This window comes from Williamsia sp. z71 (assembly GCF_059553375.1).
Map to the genome: position 1 here is coordinate 97,155 of NZ_JCANWX010000001.1, position 17,637 is coordinate 114,791.

At 66.9% G+C, this 17,637-nt stretch carries 14 protein-coding genes; 7 read left to right on the forward strand and 7 right to left on the reverse strand.

Annotated features, from left to right (window positions below; genetic code table 11):
* The first annotated feature begins 10 nt into the window (after positions 1–10).
* Both AC51GR_RS00440 and AC51GR_RS00445 read left to right on the forward strand, forming a co-directional pair.
* A complete protein-coding gene (locus tag AC51GR_RS00440) occupies positions 11–1,213 on the forward strand; it encodes a lipopolysaccharide biosynthesis protein (protein ID WP_496322659.1) in 1,203 nt (400 codons plus the stop codon).
* The gene (locus AC51GR_RS00445; protein ID WP_496322660.1) at positions 1,210–2,190 is read left to right on the forward strand and encodes an LLM class F420-dependent oxidoreductase; all 981 of its coding nucleotides are present in this window, start codon (positions 1,210–1,212) and stop codon (positions 2,188–2,190) included. Before AC51GR_RS00440 ends, AC51GR_RS00445 begins: the two co-directional genes overlap by 4 nt.
* Positions 2,191–2,193: 3 nt before the next feature.
* Here AC51GR_RS00445 and pgfA read toward each other — a convergent pair whose 3' ends face one another.
* Positions 2,194–3,534, reverse strand: coding sequence for a cell envelope lipid trafficking protein PgfA (pgfA, locus tag AC51GR_RS00450; RefSeq protein WP_496322661.1), 1,341 nt, complete (start codon positions 3,532–3,534; stop codon positions 2,194–2,196).
* Positions 3,535–3,659: 125 nt separating this feature from the next.
* Between pgfA and AC51GR_RS00455 the strand changes: the two genes are divergently transcribed.
* Positions 3,660–4,910 carry an acyltransferase family protein gene (locus tag AC51GR_RS00455; protein ID WP_496322662.1) on the forward strand — a complete coding sequence of 417 codons (1,251 nt, stop codon included), beginning with the start codon at positions 3,660–3,662 and terminating at the stop codon, positions 4,908–4,910.
* On the opposite strand, the gene AC51GR_RS00460 is transcribed toward AC51GR_RS00455, so the two are convergent.
* From AC51GR_RS00460 to AC51GR_RS00470, 3 genes are read right to left on the reverse strand one after another with little or no spacing between them, the layout of a single operon-like run.
* Positions 4,818–8,987, reverse strand: coding sequence for an alpha-(1->3)-arabinofuranosyltransferase domain-containing protein (locus AC51GR_RS00460; protein WP_496322663.1), 4,170 nt, complete (start codon positions 8,985–8,987; stop codon positions 4,818–4,820). The genes AC51GR_RS00455 and AC51GR_RS00460 overlap by 93 nt on opposite strands.
* Before the next feature lie 29 nt (positions 8,988–9,016).
* A complete protein-coding gene (locus AC51GR_RS00465; protein WP_496322664.1) occupies positions 9,017–9,217 on the reverse strand; it encodes a DUF2613 family protein in 201 nt (66 codons plus the stop codon).
* Positions 9,214–9,789 carry a universal stress protein gene (locus tag AC51GR_RS00470; protein ID WP_496322665.1) on the reverse strand — a complete coding sequence of 192 codons (576 nt, stop codon included), beginning with the start codon at positions 9,787–9,789 and terminating at the stop codon, positions 9,214–9,216. Before AC51GR_RS00470 ends, AC51GR_RS00465 begins: the two co-directional genes overlap by 4 nt.
* Before the next feature lie 90 nt (positions 9,790–9,879).
* Here AC51GR_RS00470 and AC51GR_RS00475 point away from each other — a divergent pair, with 90 nt between their 5' ends.
* Together AC51GR_RS00475 and AC51GR_RS00480 are read left to right on the forward strand one after the other, a co-directional pair.
* Complete coding sequence (locus tag AC51GR_RS00475; RefSeq protein ID WP_496322666.1) at positions 9,880–11,067, forward strand: glycoside hydrolase family 3 N-terminal domain-containing protein; 1,188 nt, start codon at positions 9,880–9,882, stop codon at positions 11,065–11,067.
* Between the two features lie 80 nt (positions 11,068–11,147).
* Positions 11,148–11,744, forward strand: coding sequence for a TetR/AcrR family transcriptional regulator (locus AC51GR_RS00480; RefSeq protein WP_496322667.1), 597 nt, complete (start codon positions 11,148–11,150; stop codon positions 11,742–11,744).
* 81 nt (positions 11,745–11,825) lie between these two features.
* On the opposite strand, the gene AC51GR_RS00485 is transcribed toward AC51GR_RS00480, so the two are convergent.
* Positions 11,826–12,737, reverse strand: coding sequence for a MaoC/PaaZ C-terminal domain-containing protein (locus AC51GR_RS00485; protein ID WP_496322668.1), 912 nt, complete (start codon positions 12,735–12,737; stop codon positions 11,826–11,828).
* 1 nt (position 12,738) lies between these two features.
* Positions 12,739–14,109, reverse strand: coding sequence for a 3-oxoacyl-ACP reductase (locus AC51GR_RS00490; protein WP_496322669.1), 1,371 nt, complete (start codon positions 14,107–14,109; stop codon positions 12,739–12,741).
* A 152-nt stretch (positions 14,110–14,261) separates the two neighbouring features.
* Between AC51GR_RS00490 and AC51GR_RS00495 the strand changes: the two genes are divergently transcribed.
* Positions 14,262–15,623 carry an acetyl-CoA C-acetyltransferase gene (locus tag AC51GR_RS00495; protein ID WP_496322670.1) on the forward strand — a complete coding sequence of 454 codons (1,362 nt, stop codon included), beginning with the start codon at positions 14,262–14,264 and terminating at the stop codon, positions 15,621–15,623.
* 166 nt (positions 15,624–15,789) lie between these two features.
* Here the strand turns inward: AC51GR_RS00495 and AC51GR_RS00500 are convergent, their stop codons facing one another.
* Positions 15,790–16,593, reverse strand: a complete 804-nt coding sequence (locus tag AC51GR_RS00500) for an S-methyl-5'-thioadenosine phosphorylase (RefSeq protein WP_496322671.1) — start codon at positions 16,591–16,593, stop codon at positions 15,790–15,792.
* Positions 16,594–16,659: 66 nt separating this feature from the next.
* Between AC51GR_RS00500 and AC51GR_RS00505 the strand changes: the two genes are divergently transcribed.
* On the forward strand, positions 16,660–17,538 hold the full coding sequence (locus AC51GR_RS00505) for a siderophore-interacting protein (RefSeq protein ID WP_496322672.1): 879 nt from the start codon (positions 16,660–16,662) through the stop codon (positions 17,536–17,538).
* Positions 17,539–17,637 lie beyond the last annotated feature (99 nt).

A 17,637-nucleotide genomic window follows, 5' to 3' on the forward strand; every position in this document is an offset into this window, starting at 1 on the left:
ACTGAACGCCATGGCGAATCGGATGGCGGGTGTCGGGGGTGTTGCGGTCGGCACGATGGTCGCCAACATCTGCGGATACCTGATCCACCTGCCCGCCGCCCGCTGGCTGACCGAGAGTGACTACGGCGAGTTCGCCGTCCTGCTCCAGTCGATGCTGATCCTCGGGGTCCCGGCGCTGGCCCTGCAGGTGGTGATCGCCCGGGAAGTGGTGCGGGGCCGGGCAACTGCCGATCTGATCTCGATCACGTTGCGCACCACGGTCGCGGTGCTGATCGCCGCGGTGATTGCGGTCCCGGTGATGATGGCGATCGCCGATACCGGTACCGCCGCCACGATCGCGGCGTTCGCCACCGCCCCGCTGCTGGTCCTGATCGCCGCGGGACAAGGAATTCTGCAAGGGCGGCAACACTTCTCGATCCTGTCGTGGGTGCTGGCCGCGGTCGGGATCCTGCGGACCGTGCCGGGCATCGTCATCCTCGCGGCCGGCGGTGGTGCCGCCGGTGCGCTGACCGCAACCGCCGGTGGTGCCGCGCTCGCCGCCGCGGGTGTCTGGGTCGCGGTGACGCGGACGACCACGGTCCCGGCCGCACAGGGCGGGTCCGCGCAGGCACTGGCGCTGTCCATGGTGCTCCGGGCCTCCCAGGTCCAGCTGGTACTCATCGCACTGTCGTCCGCCGACCTGCTGCTGTCCCGGCCGGTGCTCGGTGAACAGGACGCCGGCGTCTACGCCTTCGGGACCATCGCGACCAAGGCCGCCTTCTGGTTGCCGCAGGCGATCGGGGTGGTGCTGTTCCCGCAGTTCGCCGACGCCGCGCAGTCGCGTGAGGCGTTGAAGACCGCGGTCATCTGGCTGGCCGGGATCGGTGCGGTGGTGGTGGCCGGCGCCGCCATCTGCGCGCCGCTGGTCCCGGTACTCGTCGGCGACGAGTACCGTCCGGTGGTCCCGATCCTGTGGGTGTTCGCACTCACCGGCAGTGCCCTGTCGATTCTGCAGGTGGGCCTGCTCGCCGCGATCGCCGCCGACCGCACCCTGGTGGCCGCACTGAGTTGGGTGGTCCTGGTGGTGGAGATCGTGGTGATCGTGGTTTGGGCACACAGCATCACGACGCTGGCGGTGACCGCCGCGACCTGTGCGGTGATCGGGACCGGCCTGACTTTTGCTGCGCTGACAACACATCGCCGGATGGGCAACAGTCGTACTGTGGATGCATGAGCATCCGACTCGGTTATCAGATTCCCAATTTCACCTATCCCGGTGGCGTCGCAGAACTCTTCCCGACGGTCATCGCGCAGGCCCAGGAAGCCGAAAAAGCGGGATTCGACACGGTTTTGGTGATGGACCATTTCTACCAATTGCCGGGTATCGGTGATCCGGACGAACCGATGCTCGAGGCGTACACCACGCTGGGTGCCCTGGCGACCGCGACGTCGACGATCAATCTGTCGACCCTGGTCACCGGCAACACCTATCGCAATCCGGCGATGCTGGCCAAGACCATCACCACGCTCGACGTGATCAGCGGCGGACGCGCGATCCTCGGAATCGGTGCCGGCTGGTACGAACTCGAGCACTACGAAATGGGTTACGAGTTCGGTACATTCACCGAGCGGTTCGAACGCCTCGAAGAGGCCCTGCAGATCATCGAGCCGATGTTGCGCGGCAACAAGCCCGAACTCGACGGCAAGTGGTACCAGGCCCACGGCACCCGCAACCATCCCCAACTGCGTACCGACCTGCCGATCATGCTCGGCGGTGGTGGCGAGAAGAAGACGTTCGGGCTCGCGGCGCGCTATGCCCAGCACCTCAACATCATCGCCTCCGTCAGTGAACTGCCGCGCAAACTCGAGGCACTGGCGAAACGGTGCGAGGAGGTCGGCCGGGATCGCAGCACGCTCAAGACGAGCTTTCTGGCGACCGTGATCCTCGATCCGGACGGTGACAAGGCGCGTGAGACCCTCGTCGACATGATGAAAGTCCGCGGACTCGACAGCGACGTGATCGGGGCCGATGAATGGGCTGCGGCCACGGATCGGTTCTTTGTCGGCTCACCCGAGGAGGTCGCGGTGCAGCTCAAGACCCGGGTCCTCGACGTCGGCATCGACGGCATCACCATCAACATGATCTCCAACGGCCATGTCCCGGGGATGATCACCCTTGCCGGAAAAGCGTTGTCCCCGTTGGTCAACTGACGATCAGGAGCGGCGGGGCGGCGACCAGTCGGTGAATCCGTCACCCTCGTCCCGGATGATCGGGATCTGCCGGGTCTGATCCGGATCGTAGGGTTGCTGCCCGTACTGCTGTTCCGGATGGGTGGATCCCGGGTGGGTGGAATCCTCGGGGTGCCGCTGATCCGGATCGGCGGGTCCGTCGGCAGCCACAGCCGGCTTCGGGTCGCCACCGGAACGGAACAGCAGCCAGATACCCAGCGCGAGCAGGACAACGCCGACGATGCCGAAGACGATCGGAATCCAGCGACCCCACAGCGTGATCGGATCGCTCAGACTCTTTGCGTCCGAAGCCAATTCCTCTTGCGTGGTCTGGTCGTACGAGAACACGACGTCCAGCGCGGTGAGGCGGTAGTCGATCATCTCCTTCGGTGAATCATCGCTCACGTTCAGCTTGTAGTCCTGCCGAATGTGTTGCCGCTCATTGAGAATCGTTCCGCTGGCCGGATCGACGTAGAGGTCGCGGGTGCTGGTCTGCACCAGCGAGGCCGGCAATTTGTCGCTGTTGCGGTAGTCGGGGAATCCGCCGTACCAGCCTGCCGTCTGATCGAGGGAGGTGTTCGGCAACTGCTGATCGTTGGCATCGACGAGTGTGCTCAGGTCGACCTCCGGAACCTCTTGGGTGAAGTGGTAGGCCTTCACGCCGTGGATCTCGGTCTTGTCGTCGACGTACGTCAGCGGATTGGTGGTCCGGGTCGTCAGGTCGAAGTACTGGTACTTGTCGCTCTTCTCGACACCGAACGGAAAGCGGTACTGCAGGCCGGTGCGGTCGGGGAGGCTGACGCTGTTGTCGCTGGCGTCGACCTTGACCTCGGACTGTCCGCCGCCGGAGATCGCGGGTTCGGCAGTCTCTCGGTTGGTGGTGACGAGGTCGCGCGTGGCGGTCAGCAGTGAGGACATGCAGCCGTCCTGCCCACCGGTCGCCGACGGGGTGATCGTCTCATCGCCGCTGGTGTACGAGTCGATCCTGGTCGAGTTGCCGGCCTGGAAGGTGACGATGTTGCTGTCGGCCGGGTCCACCACGATGACCCGCTGCTGCTGCGTGAGACGGGCGTCGGAGACCTCCGCGCGGGCCTCGTCGACCGAACAGCTGTTGAAGATCTTGGCCGGCTGGGAGGCACTTCCGGACACCGTCGGCTGCGGCTGGCTCGTCGCGACGCTGGTGATGTCGAGGTCCATCGGGGTCTTCTTGAGCGTGTCGACGAAATAGAGCGGCAGCGCGATGGCCGCCACCAGCAACAACGTTCCGAAGAAGATCGCGACCGGACCTGCGAGGTCCTTTGCAGACATCCGTGGCGTAGGTGCCATCCGGCGGTTCTCCTTCGAGGGTTGGGCGGCAAGGCTTGCAGCACAGCGAGACTAACAGTCACAGCCCCGGCCTTCAGTGCCTTGAAGCCGCCGGCACCCGGCGCGCCGGGTACTTTGGGCACATCATGAGCTCTCAGCGGCCGGTCGCCGGTTTCAACCGAGCACTCGAAGGCATGCGTGCGGTCGCCGCCGTCGGTGTCATTGTCACGCACGTCGCTTTCCAGACCGGCTCGGTGGATGGAAGCATATTGGGAGCGGTCTGGGGCCGGTTCGATATGGCGGTGGCCCTGTTCTTCGCGCTCTCCGGCTATCTCCTGTGGCGTCCGCATGCCGAAGCCGCCAGGGACCCGCGCCGGAAGGTGGCCTCGACCTGGCGATATCTGCGGCACCGGGTGGTCCGGATCTGGCCCGCCTACGTGGTGGTCGTGGTGGTGGTCCTGTGTCTGCTCCCGGATGCGCGACCGGCGAGTTTCACCGTCTGGATCGCGAACCTGACGTTGACCCAGGTCTATGTGCCGTTGACGTTGACCGCCGGGCTGACCCAGATGTGGAGCCTGTCGGTGGAGGTCAGTTTCTACCTGGCGCTGCCGTTGATCGCCTGGTTGATGGTGCGTCTGCGCGGGAGTGCGGCACGGTGGCGGATCCCGGTGCTGGTCGGGACCGGGATCATCAGCCTGGGCTGGGCCTGGGTGGCCGATACGCTGCCGTTGGCAGCCGGGGTCGAGGCCAAGAACTGGCTGCCCGGCCACCTGCCGTGGTTCCTGTGCGGTCTGGTGCTGGCCGAACTGGGAACAACGAGTGCGGTCGGCATTCGCGGATGGTTCGTGCGCCTGGGGAGCCGGCAGTGGTTGATGGCCGGTGTGGCGGTGGTGGCCTTTGCGCTCTCGTGCACCGAACTCGCCGGACCGACCGGACTGGCCCCGCTCGAGCCGTGGCAGTTCGCGGTCAAGATGGTGTTGGGCGTGATCATCGGTTTCGCCCTGATCGCCCCGCTGACACTGGTTCCCGGCCGGAGCCACCGATTCCTGGACTCGGCGCCGATGCAGGCGCTGGGCCGATGGTCGTACTCCATCTTCATCTGGCATCTGGTGGTGCTTGCCTGGGTCTTTCCCCTGGGCGGGATCGTCCCGTTCTCGGGGTCGATGTTCGTGGTGTTCACGCTGACCCTGCTGTTGACCATCGGGGTGTCGGCGGCCGGCTATGCGTGGATCGAGGAGCCGACCCGGCAGTGGTTGCGCGAGCGCGAGGCTCGCGCGGCAGCGGGCGAAGCCGGGCGCGAGAGGCTATCGCCGAAACCGGTACCGCAGGCGGATCAGCCACCGCGGCACATCGATCGCCAGCCACGCGAGGAGTACGACCGCCAGCAGAGCCGGTAACTGAACCCACCAGTCCCAGCCGGTGTAGCCCAGCGACGAACGCCATGGGCCCGAAGCCAGCCCAAAGGTCGCCAGCAGCATCATGATTGCGACGATCCCCGCGCCGAAGTTCCGGCGTCGGCCACGGCGGGCGAGCACTGCCGTGACGGTGACCGTGCCGGCGACAACCGCCGAGACGACCAGTCCGACCGCCCCGGTCAGCAGGTAGACGGCGCCCGCCAACATCAGCGGAGCGACGATGCCGGCCCGGATCGGCTGTGCCACCGGGGTGATCGGCGCCGGTGAGCGGCGGGTCGGCAGCAGTGTGGCGACGAACAGCAGTGCGACGAGCGCCAGACCGATCCCGATGGACCACCGATATGGCTGGTCGAGCGGGAACGTCAGCGAGATGGCGCCCACGTACCCGGCCGGGACGATCCAGCCCTGCTGCCAGCCGTTGACGGTCAATGATTCGAGCGTGCTGTCACCGGCCAGGGCCTCCCAGCCGGGGTTCGCGCTCTCGGGAACGATCAGAACCCGCTCCTCGGATGCGGCGGCCACCTCGACCCGGCGATCGGTCGCGTCCCAGCGGGTGACCGTGGTCGGGTCCGGGACGGCGCGCGGGATCTGCGCCCCGGCGGCGGTCAGTGTCACCGCCGAGACCGAGAACGCCTCGCCGGGGTTGACCGCGAGTTCCTGTTCACCGGCCGGGAGTTCAAGAGCCGTGGTGCCACAGAGCGTGGCCCGGATCGGTGCGCCCGACCGCAGTGCCGCTGCGGTCGTCTTCAGGGAGAAGCGCGCGGCGGTCCCGGCGATGGTGAGTCCGGGGCCCGCGAAGCAGTTCACCTCGATCGGCCGGTCCGGGTCGGCCGGGGGCAGGTCGGCGCCCAGCACCTCGACCTCGGCGATGCCGGTCGGGGCCAGGTCGGCGAACCCGAGGCTGTTCGCGTCGAGGATCTCCCGCTCCTGAAGGATCACGATGGTGATCGCGGAGGTCTCGTGTGGATCGAGTGCGATGACGCCGTCGTCGCCGACTTCCCGAACCTGTCGGCCGTTTCCGAGATCGACGCCGACCAGCAGGGGATCGGCGGGGAACTGCCGGGACGGGACGGTGATCTTCAGGCCGTCCACGACCTGTGGTGTCGGCAATTGCAGCCGGAGTGTGGGGTCGGCGTCGCCGCTCTCGCCGGCGCGGGCGATCCAGCTGGTGCCCGGATCACCGTCGACGGCGGCAGACGGCCCGCCGCGGGGATCGATCATGGCCGATTCACCGGACGCGGTGATCTCGGTGGGGTCGGAGAGCAAGGCGGTCAACGCTTCTGACGGTCTGGCGGTGACCGTCACCGAGGGTTCGACCGTCACGGGGGACGGGACCGACAGCACCCGGCCGAAGGTGCCCGGCTCTTCGGTGGGCAGGCTCAATGAATCCGAGCAGAGCGTCACGTCGCCGTCCGGGACGCAGGCCGCGCGGCCGGGTAGTTCCGGTCCGAGGTCCCATTGTGAGACCTGCTGACCGGCAACCAGTTCGGGGAGCACGATCCGGTGCCGGATCGGGAGGACCCGGTCGGTCGCGGCATCCCGCAACTCGACCTCGGAGATCACGAATTGATTTCCGGCTGTGTGGTTCTCGGTGTCGACGGCGCGGATCTGCACCCATCGGGTCGGTCCGCTCGGCGGGACGACCCTGGTTGCGGTGCCGGGAGAGACCCCGGAGGCGACGGTGCTGCCGGCCTCGGTGGTGATCAGCAGGGTCGAGACACCGGGCCCCAGGGCTGTTCCCAGGGTGATGTCGAGGGCGAGCCGCTCGCGGGGCTCGGCGAAATCGAGCTGCAGCCACTGCCCGACCGCGGAGTCCAGTCCGCGGCTGACCCAGCTGGTGTTCGGGTTCTGATCAAAGGCGGCCGAAGGTGCAGAGCCCGGGGAACTCTGGCCCAGTTGCGTGGCATCGGAGGCTGATCCGGATGCGCTGACCGACAATTGATCGGACCGGCCGTCGAGCAGCCATTCGCCCTGTACCAGGGGCTGGCCGTCGACCGGATAGTCGGCCACGGCGTTCTGCGTCAGCCGGGGATCGTCGGGGGTGCGGATGCCGGAACTGTGGTCGTCGACGCGGCCGAAGTCGACCTCCCGGTTGGTGGGTGTGTCGGTGACAACCATCGGGACCTCGGGCAGGCCGGCCTTGTCGGCATCGGACTGCAGGACGACCGGTCCCAGCGGCGGCTCGTCGGCGATCGCTGCGTTGTTCTGCAGCTGGGCCAGGGATTCGGGCCCACCGGCGATACGTGGCATCGCGTCCAGCGGGACGGTCGCGGGCCGGGTTCCCGGGAAGGCGACGCTCGAGTCGACCCGGAAGATCTGGATCGCGGGCAGTTTCGGCCGCAACCCGCTGTCGGACACGATGTCGTCGTCGATGGTGGGGGCTCCCACCTCGGGGCCGAATGTGGCGACCCGGCTCATCCCGGGTGATCCGGCGATCGCATTCTGCGCCAGCACCGGACGGGCCGATCGGGAGGTGGTGGGATCGAGGTCGGCGCGGACCACCACGTAGGAGATGCCCTGCTGGGCAAGGGTCGCGGCCAGACCGGGCATCGGCGTGCCGGCGGCGATCGCCCGTTGCACCGAATCCATCGCCCGGATCGCGCCCGGCGGGGTCAGCGGGATGGCGTCGCGGACAGCCCACGGCTCGTCGGCCAGGACCTGCAGCGGTTCGTCGCGGGTCAGGCCCCAGGTCTGGTTGGCGAACGGAGAGCCGGGCACCACCAGCGCACGACGGTTTTCATCCGCACCGTTGTCGTCGAGCCAGTCGGCGGTGTCCTCCCAGTACGACGGGATGGCGCTGTAACTGCCGGGCGCGACGAGTGATCGGGTCCAGACCATCGAACCGGCGGCGAGGAGGGCGACCAGCACCACGACTGCGGCCGCCACCGGCTTCGACCGTTCGGGGTGCGCGAACGCGACCCGCATACCCCGCCAACCGACGGTTTGCGGGGTGGGAACCCGGGCCAGCAGGTGTGCGATGCCCAGGGCCAGCGGGATCCGGATCAGCGGTTCCCACTTGTGGACGTTGCGCAGTGGGGCGCCGGTGCCGTCGAGGAAGACGCGAATCGATTCCCCGATGGGCGATCCCAGCTGGCCGGGGTAGCCCAGGCAGATCAGTAGCAGGCCGACGATCAGGATGACGGTCAGGCGGCCCCGCGCGGGCATCGCCCGCATCGCCAATCCGGTGAGCCCGGCCGCGGCCAGGACGCCCGTGGCCACGACCGCGGCGGGTTGGGAGACCAGTCCCGCACCGGCCACGCGTTCCGGGGAGACGAACGGCGTCCACGCGCTGGTCCCCCGGAGAACCTCGGTCAGAGACACCCATTCGGTGGTCACCCGCGACGATTCGATGAAGTCCAGGAACGGGGGGCTGACCTGCGACAAGATGAGAAGCGGCACGATCCACCACAGGCAGGCCATCACACCGCCGAGCAGCCACCAGGCGCCGAACCGCCACCAGCGGGCGGCACCGCCACGCAGGGGTGTGTGCAACAGCCACCAGATGATGGCCACCGACGCCGCGGCCAGGGTTGCCACCGCGTTGACCGCGCCCATCAGGGCGAGTGCGCAGGCGGATTCGAAGGCCAGGCGGCGAGGGGTTTTGGTCGGCACCTGATGATTGAGTGCCATCACCACGGGGGCGAGGACCCAGGGCGCCAGCATCATCGGCAGGGTCTCGGACGAGATCGAACCGAGGGTGGTCAGGACCCGGGGACTGGTGACGAAGACAAGGGCCGCGAAGATCCGGGACCACCGTGAACCGACCCCGAGGGCGTCCGCGAGACGGACGAACCCCACGAATCCGACCCACAGCAGGACTGCCCACCACAGCCGTTGGGTGATCCACGCGGGTATCGACAGCAGATCGCCGAGCGCAAAGAACGCGCCGTGGGGAAAGAAATACCCGTAGGCCTGGTTCTGCACCTGCCCGAGCGGTGCGATCGACGACCACAGATGCGCCGCCCGACCGAGGAATCCGAGTGGATCCCCGGTCAGGTCGAGTTTGGTGTCGGCCGATATCAGGCCAGGGGACTGGAGGAACGACGCGAACAGCGCCACGAGAGCTGCATGCAGCAGTCCTCGTTTGGTCAGTTTGTGACTCCGGCGTTGTCTCGGGTGCCGTAGTCGACAGTTCCCTCGACAAAGCCGCTTCCAGCGTCGAAGCTGTTCACGTCCGTGGCCGGCGAATCCTCGGACGTGAGCACGCCGCCCAGGAAGACAGCGGCGATGGCGAATACAACGCCCAGAACTCCGGCCACAGCGCCCGCAATCAGGCGGTTGTTCATCATGGGTGCGAAGTTACCATCCTGGCCTTCGACCTACGCAGTGCGCGTGGGTCTTCGGTCCGCCGGTCGCATCCGGCGGGGACCACCAGGACCGGACGATGGCAGTGCTTGAGGACGTGCTCGGACACGCTGCTGTGCAGTAGTGCCCGCAGACCGGAGGCCCCGCTGGTGCCGGTGACCAGGATGTCGACCTCGAGTGTGTCGGCGGCGTCGACCAGTGCGGCCCATACGGTCGAGTCGACTTCGGCCAGACGGCCCTGCGCGTTGAGGCCCGCGGCGATGGCCCGCTGGACGCCCTGGGTGTTCCGATCGCGCGCCTCGTCGTGCAGTGCGTCGTCGATGCCCTGGTCGACCACCGAATGCAGGACCGGCTGCATACCGCCCGACAGTGCCGAGAGCCGCGCGCTCTGGTGCACGCCCGACTCCCATGCGGTCACCACGAAAGCGGTGTGGGATTGCAGGAACCGACCGGCATAGTCGATCGCCCGATCGGCGTTCTCGCTGCCGTCGTAGGCGATCATGATGGTGTCTTGTCCGGTGTGCCCCGGTTTGTCGGTGGTTTGCTGCCCGGACATGGTGTGCCTCCTGTACAAGGTCCTCCGAGGTCGAGGATACCCGTCGAATGTAATGGACATCACACCACGATGCCGTGCAAGACTCGTTTTATGTTCTCCAAACACCGTCCCCGCCGCACCATGGCCGCGTTGACGATCGTCCTCGCCTCAGTTCTGGCCGCCTGTGGTGACGGAGATGAACCCGAGGAGCTGTTGAGCAGCGGGGAGTCGTCGTCGAGCTCGGCCGCGCCACCTGCGACATCCGGTACGCCGATGGTGACGCCTGCGGTCTGTGGCGCCTCCGAGTTGGAGGCGATGTCGCTGCGGCAAAAGCTGGCCCAGTTGCTCATGGTGGGGGTCACCGGTACGTCCGATGCGCTCGATGTGGTGCAGCGTGAGCAGGTCGGTGGGATCTTCATCGGCAGTTGGACGGACCTGTCGATCCTCACCGATGGTGGCGTGGGCGCGGTGCAGGATGCTGCGGACTTCCCGGTGATGGTCTCGGTGGACCAGGAGGGTGGCCGGGTCTCGCGGTTGTCGTCGCTGGGCATCGACGGACCCTCGGCCCGTGAGATGGCGCAGACGATGACCCCGGAGCAGGTGCGCGAGCTGGCGACGTCGCAGGGGCAGCAGATGAGTGAACTGGGCATCACGGTCGACTACGCGCCGGTCGTCGATGTCAGTGCGGAGTCGGACAACGAGGTGATCGGGGACCGCTCGTTCAGCGATGATCCCGAGACGGTGACCATCTACGCCGAGGCGTACGCCCGGGGACTGCAGGACGCGGGCATCATGCCGGTGTTCAAGCATTTCCCCGGACACGGCAGCGGTTCGGGGGATTCGCACACCGGCACGGTCGCCACACCGCCGCTGGCGGAACTGCAGACCAGCGACCTGGTGCCGTACCGGACCCTGGTCACGATGCCCGGTGTCAGTGTGATGATGGGACACCTCATTGTCCCGGGACTGACCGGCCCGGACACCCCGGCGAGCATCAGCCCGGAGGCGATTTCGCTGCTGCGTGAGGGCACCGGCTACGACGCACCGCCGTTCGATGGCCCGATCTTCACCGACGATCTGTCCGGGATGGCGGCGATCTCGGCGAAGTACGGCATCGAGAGGGCGACCACCCTGGCGTTGTCCGCGGGTGCCGACATCGCGCTGTGGCTCTCGACGGACGCCGTCCCGGCGGTTCTGGACACGTTGACCACGGCGGTGAACAGTGGTGAACTCCCGGCCGATCAGGTGGACTCCTCGGTGGTCCGGGTACTGCGCGCCAAGGGTGTCCTGGACTGCTAGCGGGGGCCCGCATCTGGGCCCGGAGGAACTTACCGGCTGGTAAGATGCACAGGATTCGAACGTCTAGGGAAGTTGGTGTCGTGGCCGGAGGAACCAAACGCTTGCCGCGCGCCGTCCGCGAGCAGCAGATGCTCGATGCCGCGGTGCACGTCTTCGCCGCCAACGGCTTCCGTGAGACCTCGATGGATGCGATCGCCGCGGAGGCGGACATCAGCAAACCGATGCTCTACCTCTATTACGGGTCCAAGGACGAACTCTTCGGTGCCTGCATCAACCGCGAGGGCGCCCGGTTCATCGAGGCGATGAGCGCCGGGTTCGACCCGAACCTCAAGCAGCGCGATCAGGCCCGGACGGTCATCTACGACTTCCTGCACTATGTGCACAACAACCGGGAGTCGTGGCGGGTGCTCTACCGGTTGGCCAGCGGGCAGGCGAAGTTCGCCGGTCTCGTCGCCGCCAGTCGGGCCCGGCTGATCGAGATGGTCGCCGACCTCCTCCGTCGCGGCACCACCGTCCCGCATCCGAGTGACACCGACTTCGAACTGATGGCCGTGGCGCTCGTCGGTGCCGGTGAGGCCGTCGCCGACCGGATCTCCGAGGGCGACATCGACCTCGACTCGGCTGCCGACCTGATGGTCTCGATGGGCTGGCGCGGCCTGGCCGGAGACCGCCCCTAACCCCCGATGATGTGCCCTTTTGGCGAACATAATGCCTGGTCGGCACCGCCAAAAGGCCACATCATCGGGGTTTGGGAGCCGTCAGCGGAGGGTTGCGGTGAGGTGGGGGTAGCCCTTTTTCGGGTTCAGGACGGAGATGTCGAAACCGGCGAAGGGTCGAGCTCCGGCTCCGCCTTCGTCTCCACCGTCAACCCGTTTGGTGTAGACATTCACCTTCGCCGGCAGGATCAGGGGCTTGCCGAACTTCACGTTGTAGGTGACGCGGTCACCGAGTTGTCCCTCGGTGTTCGCCACCACCCTCGCTGCCGTCCACATGCCATGCGCGATGGCCCGCGGGAACCCGAACGCCTTGGCGCTCAGGTTGCCGGTGTGAATCGGGTTCCGGTCGCCACTGGCTGCGGCGTATTTGCGGATCAGGCCCAGGTTGGCGACCAGGGTGGCATCCGGCGGCGGGGGCCGATGTTCGGCCGGCGCCGGCGGACGTGGTCCATCCGACAGGCTGGTGTGCTGCTGGCTCAGGAACGTCGCCGTCTGCCGGGTGACCAATTCGCTGCCCACCGAGAACTCGGAGATGACGTCGACGAGCATCCCCTTGCGATGCTCACGCAGGTTCTCGGCGTGGGTCTCGATGGTCAGTGGCTCACGGACATTGATCGGGCGCAGTCGCTCGATGTTGTTCTCCATGTGCACAGAACCGATCGCGGTCAGCGGAAAGTCCTTGGCCACAAGTAGTTTCATCACCAGTGGGAACTGCAGCACGAATGGGAACGTGAGCGGAAGGGTGTCGCCGTATTGCTGGCCGGTGCACGCGCAGTAGTCACGCAGCTGACCGAGGTCGACCTCCACGTCCGGCAGGCGCAGTACGGTGTCGGGCAGTACGGCATCAGGGGACACCCGCCCGGACTTGCCGACCACCGGGAGCATGGCGGTCACGGCGCGACGATAGATGTCGCCGGTGGCCGGAAAGTCCTTCAGGGTAACGGTTTTCGACATATCAGGCCCCCAGCATGCTCTGACCACAGACGCGTACGACGTTGCCGGTGACAGCACTCGAGGCCGGGTTGGCGAAGTATGCGACCGTCTCGGCGACGTCGACGGTCTGTCCGCCCTGCTGCAACGAGCTGATCCGACGGCCGACCTCGCGGGTGGCCAGCGGGATCGCGGCGGTCATCGCGGTTTCGATGAACCCGGGAGCCACGGCATTGATGGTGATCTTCTTCTCGGCCAGGATCGGAGCGTAGGTGTCGACCAGGCCGATGACCCCGGCCTTGGAGGTGCCGTAGTTGGTCTGGCCGCGGTTGCCGGCGATGCCGGCGATCGACGACACATCGATGACCGAGCCGCCTTCGCGCAGTGCGCCGGCTTCGAGCAGATCGTCGACAAGTTTTTGCGGCGCAATCAGGTTGACGCCGATGACCGAGCTCCAGCGGGCGTCGTCCATGTTGGCGAGCAGCTTGTCCCGGGTGATTCCGGCGTTGTTGACGATGATGTCGAGGCCACCGTGGCGGGACAGCACGTGTTCGGCGATCTTGGCGCCGGCGTCGGGCGCGGTGACGTCGAGTGGCAGCGAGGTGCCGCCGACCTTGTTCGCGGTGGCGGAGAGTGCATCACCGGCGGCCGGGATGTCGGCGGCGATGACGTGGGCGCCGTCGCGGGCGAGGACCTCGGCGATGGTGGCGCCGATACCGCGGGCCGCACCGGTCACGAGCGCGACCTTGCCCTGCAGCGGCTTGTCCCAGCTCGCCGGGGCGACGGCGTCCTTCTCATCGACGCGGATGACCTGGGCATCGACGAACGCGGACTTGGCCGAGAGCAGGAATCGGAGCGTCGATTCGAGGCCGGACAGTCCGGTCTTGGCGTCGGGCGAGACGTAGACGAGCTGCGCGGTCGAGCCCTTGCGCAATTCCTTGCCCAACGACCGGGTGAAACCTTCCAGCGCGCGTTGGGCGATGTGTTCGTTCGGTGTCTTCGCGAGTTCGGGTGTGGTGCCGATGACCACGAACCGGGCGCAGCTGCCGGTCTGGCGCATGGCCGGACCGAAGAATTCGAAGAGCAGCGACAGCTCGGACGACTGGGTGATGCCGGTGGCGTCGAGGACCACGGCGCCGAGCTTGTCGGCTCCCCGGCCTGCGGTGTTGTTCGTGATCAGCTCATATCCACTGTCCGGGTCGCCGAGCATCTCGCGCAGCGGCTCGATCAACCGGCCGTTGCCGCCGAGCAGGACGGGACCGGTGAGGGCGGGTTCGCCGGCCCGGTAACGACGGAGATGGGGTGGCTGCGGAAGGCCGATCTTCCCGGCGAGGAACGACCCCGGGCCGGAGTTCACAAACGTCGAATACAGGTCGGTGGTTCCGTTGGAAGGCACGTGCACTCCTTGGGTTCTCAAGCGGGGTTTCGGACGCATCGGTGTTGTTTGCACCACCCGATCGGGGGTAACCCCCGGGGCGGAGTCGACAACGAACTTACTCGGGAGTAAGAATACGCCATAAGAGCCATCCACAACTTGGGAGATCCGCAGTGGCAACGAATAACGGCGCAACGAACAACGGGCCTGACAACGGTTCCGCAGACACCAGCGGTGGCGGCGCCACATCGCGCAAGACCCGCAGCGTGCGGCCGGTGGCGATCGTCGGCGGCAACCGGATCCCGTTTGCCCGCCAGGACGGCGCCTACGCCAAGGCGAGCAACCAGGACATGTTCACCGCCACGCTGAACGGACTGGTCAGCCGGTTCAACCTGCAGGGACAGCGACTCGGAATGGTCGCCGGTGGAGCCGTGCTCAAGCACTCCCGCGACTTCAATCTGATCCGCGAGTCGGTGCTGGGATCGGCGCTGTCCCCGTACACGCCCGCCTTCGACCTGCAGCAGGCCTGCGGTACCGGCCTGCAGGCGATCTCGGCGGTTGCCGACGGCATCGCCACCGGCAAGTTCGACGTCGGCATCGGCGGCGGCGTCGACACCACCTCCGATGCCCCGATCGGCGTGTCCGAGGGCATGCGGCAGGCGATGCTGGCCGTGAACCGGGCCCGCAGCACGCCCGCCCGGATCAAGGCGATCGCCAAGCTCCCGACCTCCCTGGGCATCGAGATCCCGCGCAACGGAGAGCCGCGCACCGGGATGTCGATGGGCGACCACGCGGCCATCACGGCCAAGGAATTCGGCATCAAACGGGAAGATCAGGACGAACTCGCCGCGGCCAGCCACCAGAAGATGGCCGCCGCCTACGACCGGGGATTCTTCGACGACCTCGTCACGCCGTTTCAGGGCCTGACCCGCGATCAGAACCTGCGTCCGGGCAGCACCGTGGAGAAGCTGGCCACACTCAAGCCGGTATTCGGTGTTTCGCTCGGCGACGCCACGATGACGGCAGGCAACTCCACGCCGTTGACCGACGGCGCCTCGGCGGTGTTGCTGAGCACGGACGAATGGGCCGCGCAGCAGAAGCTTCCGGTGTTGGCACACCTCGTCGACGTCGAGACGGCCGCGGTCGACTACGTAAACGGCCCCGACGGTCTGCTGATGGCCCCCACTTACGCGATCCCGCGGCTGCTCGAGCGCAACGGTCTGACCCTGCAGGATTTCGACTTCTACGAGATCCACGAGGCGTTCGCGTCGGTTGTGCTGTGCACACTGGCCGCGTTCGAATCCGACGAGTACTGCAAGGAGCGCCTCGGCCTCGACGGCGCACTGGGCAGCATCGACCGCTCGAAGCTGAACGTCAACGGCTCGTCGCTGGCCGCCGGTCACCCGTTTGCCGCCACCGGTGGACGGATCGTGGCCCAGGCCGCCAAGCAGATCAGCGAGAACGGTGGGGGCCGTGCCCTCATCTCGATCTGCGCTGCCGGCGGGCAGGGCGTCACGGCCATCATCGAGGCCTGATCCCGGGCAATCCGGACGGCCGAAATCTCCTTGGCGAGAATTGCTCGATGACCGTGTAACGCCTCACAGAACCTCGGCGATGAACCTGATGACTCCGGTTGAGCTACATGACCCCCGACCCTGTAGCTCAACCGGTGTCGTTGTATCCGGGCCCGTCCGGCCCGGGTCAGGAGATCGGGTTCATCACGGACGCGATCTCGTGTTCGCCTTGCGCGCAATGGCATTCGGACTGTCGGGCGGCCTCGCGGATCGCTGTGGTCAACACATCGCGCATCAGGCTCAGGCCTTCCTGGAACACGGCGAACACCTGTGAGGCCATCACTCCCTCGCCGGCCACCAGACCGGCGTCGGTGTCGGTGACCAAGGCGACCGAGGCGTAACACATCTTCAGTTCCCGGGCCAGCACGGCTTCGGGCTGACCGGTCATGTTGATCAGGGTGAACCCCTGGCCCGCATACGCCCGGCTTTCGGCGCGGGTCGAGAAACGTGGCCCCTGGACCACCACCATCGTGCCGTCGACGACGGCTTCGGGCGCGGCGGTGGACAACGCCCTCCGCAGGGTGGGGCAGTAGGGGTCGGCGAACGCGACGTGGACGGCCGGCCCGTCGAAGAAGGTCTGGGCCCGGCCGGAGGTGCGGTCCACGAGTTGATCGGGGATCACCATGGTCCCGGGTTCGAGGTCTGGGTTGAGCCCGCCCACCGCGCAGGGCGCGAAGATCCGGCGCACACCCACCGACCGCAGGGCCCAGGCGTTGGCCCGGTAGGGAACGGTGTGCGGTGCATATTCGTGGGACAGCCCGTGCCTGGGAAGAAATGCGACCGGCACGCCGTCGACGTCGCCGATGGTGATCGCGGCACTCGGGTCGCCATACGGGGTGTCGACGATGACCTGCCGCGCGCCGGGTTCGAAGAACGAATAGAAGCCGGATCCGCCGATGATCCCGATACGTGGCTCAGTGTCTGCGCTCATGGATTCAGCCTGCCTCAGCCGATCAACCCTGTCGAAACGTGTATCGCTTAGGCTAGCCTTCCTCCCATGGGTTTTTCACGTGCAAAAGTGGTCGAGGTCGCGGAGCTGAATCCGCGTTTGCGGAGGATCCGACTGGAGGTTCCCGACCTCGCCGACATTGCACTGCCCGAGCTCGCCGACGAGGTCGTCGGCATCTATTTCCCGGTCGACGGCCAGGACTCGCCACCCGACATGGAGTGCCGGGACGGGATCTGGGGCTACTACGACGTCGATCCGGTGCCCGAGGGCCGTAACTACACGGTTCGTGGCATCGAGCCCGGCACCAACGTGATGACCGTCGATTTTGTTGTCCACGACCACGGCGTCGCCACGATGTGGGCGCAGCGCGCGAAGGTCGGCGACGAGGTGGCGATGTCTCACGGACGTGGGTGGTACCGCCCCGAACCCACCACCGACTGGCAGTTGCTGGTTGCCGACCTGGCCGGATTGCCCGCGCTGGCGCGAATCATCGAAGAGCTGCCCGAGGGAGCGCGCGCCACGGCGATCGTGGAAGTTGTCGACGAAAGCGACCTCGACTACCTGCCCTCGCGAGATGGCGTCGAGCTCATCTCACTGGTCGGCAGTGGCAACGGAAATGGGGACAGCCGCCTCGACGTCGCGGTCGAGGAGTTCGAGCATCCCGAAGGCCGCGGCTATTGCTGGTTCGCCGCCGAGGCGAAGGCGTCGCGTGCGGTGCGCAAACATCTGCGCCGCCAGTTCGGCTGGAAGACCGAGCAGTGCGACATCATCGGGTACTGGCGTTTCGACGGTGAGAAGTGGGCGCGCAAGTTCTCCGAACAGGGCGCGCAGGCGCTCGAGGTGTACACGAAGGCGCTCGCCGAGGGGAAGAGCCCGAAGGTCGCCAACGAAATTTACGACGATGCGCTCGAGCGGGTCGGGTTGTAGCAGGCACGTTCTGCCCGCGCCCGGGACGATTGTGCGCCCCGGGGTGGTACTAGGGTGTCGCCACGAGTGCAGATCGGGCATCTGACGGGGTGCGGGCGA

Coding starts and splice junctions, on each gene's coding strand:
- AC51GR_RS00440 (WP_496322659.1), top strand. CDS start 11: ATGGCGAATCGGATGGCGGGTGTCGGGGGTGTTGCGGTCGGCACGATG.
- AC51GR_RS00485 (WP_496322668.1), bottom strand. CDS start 12,737: ATGTCGAAAACCGTTACCCTGAAGGACTTTCCGGCCACCGGCGACATC.
- AC51GR_RS00465 (WP_496322664.1), bottom strand. CDS start 9,217: ATGATGAACAACCGCCTGATTGCGGGCGCTGTGGCCGGAGTTCTGGGC.
- AC51GR_RS00475 (WP_496322666.1), top strand. CDS start 9,880: ATGTTCTCCAAACACCGTCCCCGCCGCACCATGGCCGCGTTGACGATC.
- AC51GR_RS00500 (WP_496322671.1), bottom strand. CDS start 16,593: ATGAGCGCAGACACTGAGCCACGTATCGGGATCATCGGCGGATCCGGC.
- AC51GR_RS00445 (WP_496322660.1), top strand. CDS start 1,210: ATGAGCATCCGACTCGGTTATCAGATTCCCAATTTCACCTATCCCGGT.
- AC51GR_RS00505 (WP_496322672.1), top strand. CDS start 16,660: ATGGGTTTTTCACGTGCAAAAGTGGTCGAGGTCGCGGAGCTGAATCCG.
- AC51GR_RS00455 (WP_496322662.1), top strand. CDS start 3,660: ATGAGCTCTCAGCGGCCGGTCGCCGGTTTCAACCGAGCACTCGAAGGC.
- AC51GR_RS00470 (WP_496322665.1), bottom strand. CDS start 9,789: ATGTCCGGGCAGCAAACCACCGACAAACCGGGGCACACCGGACAAGAC.
- pgfA (WP_496322661.1), bottom strand. CDS start 3,534: ATGGCACCTACGCCACGGATGTCTGCAAAGGACCTCGCAGGTCCGGTC.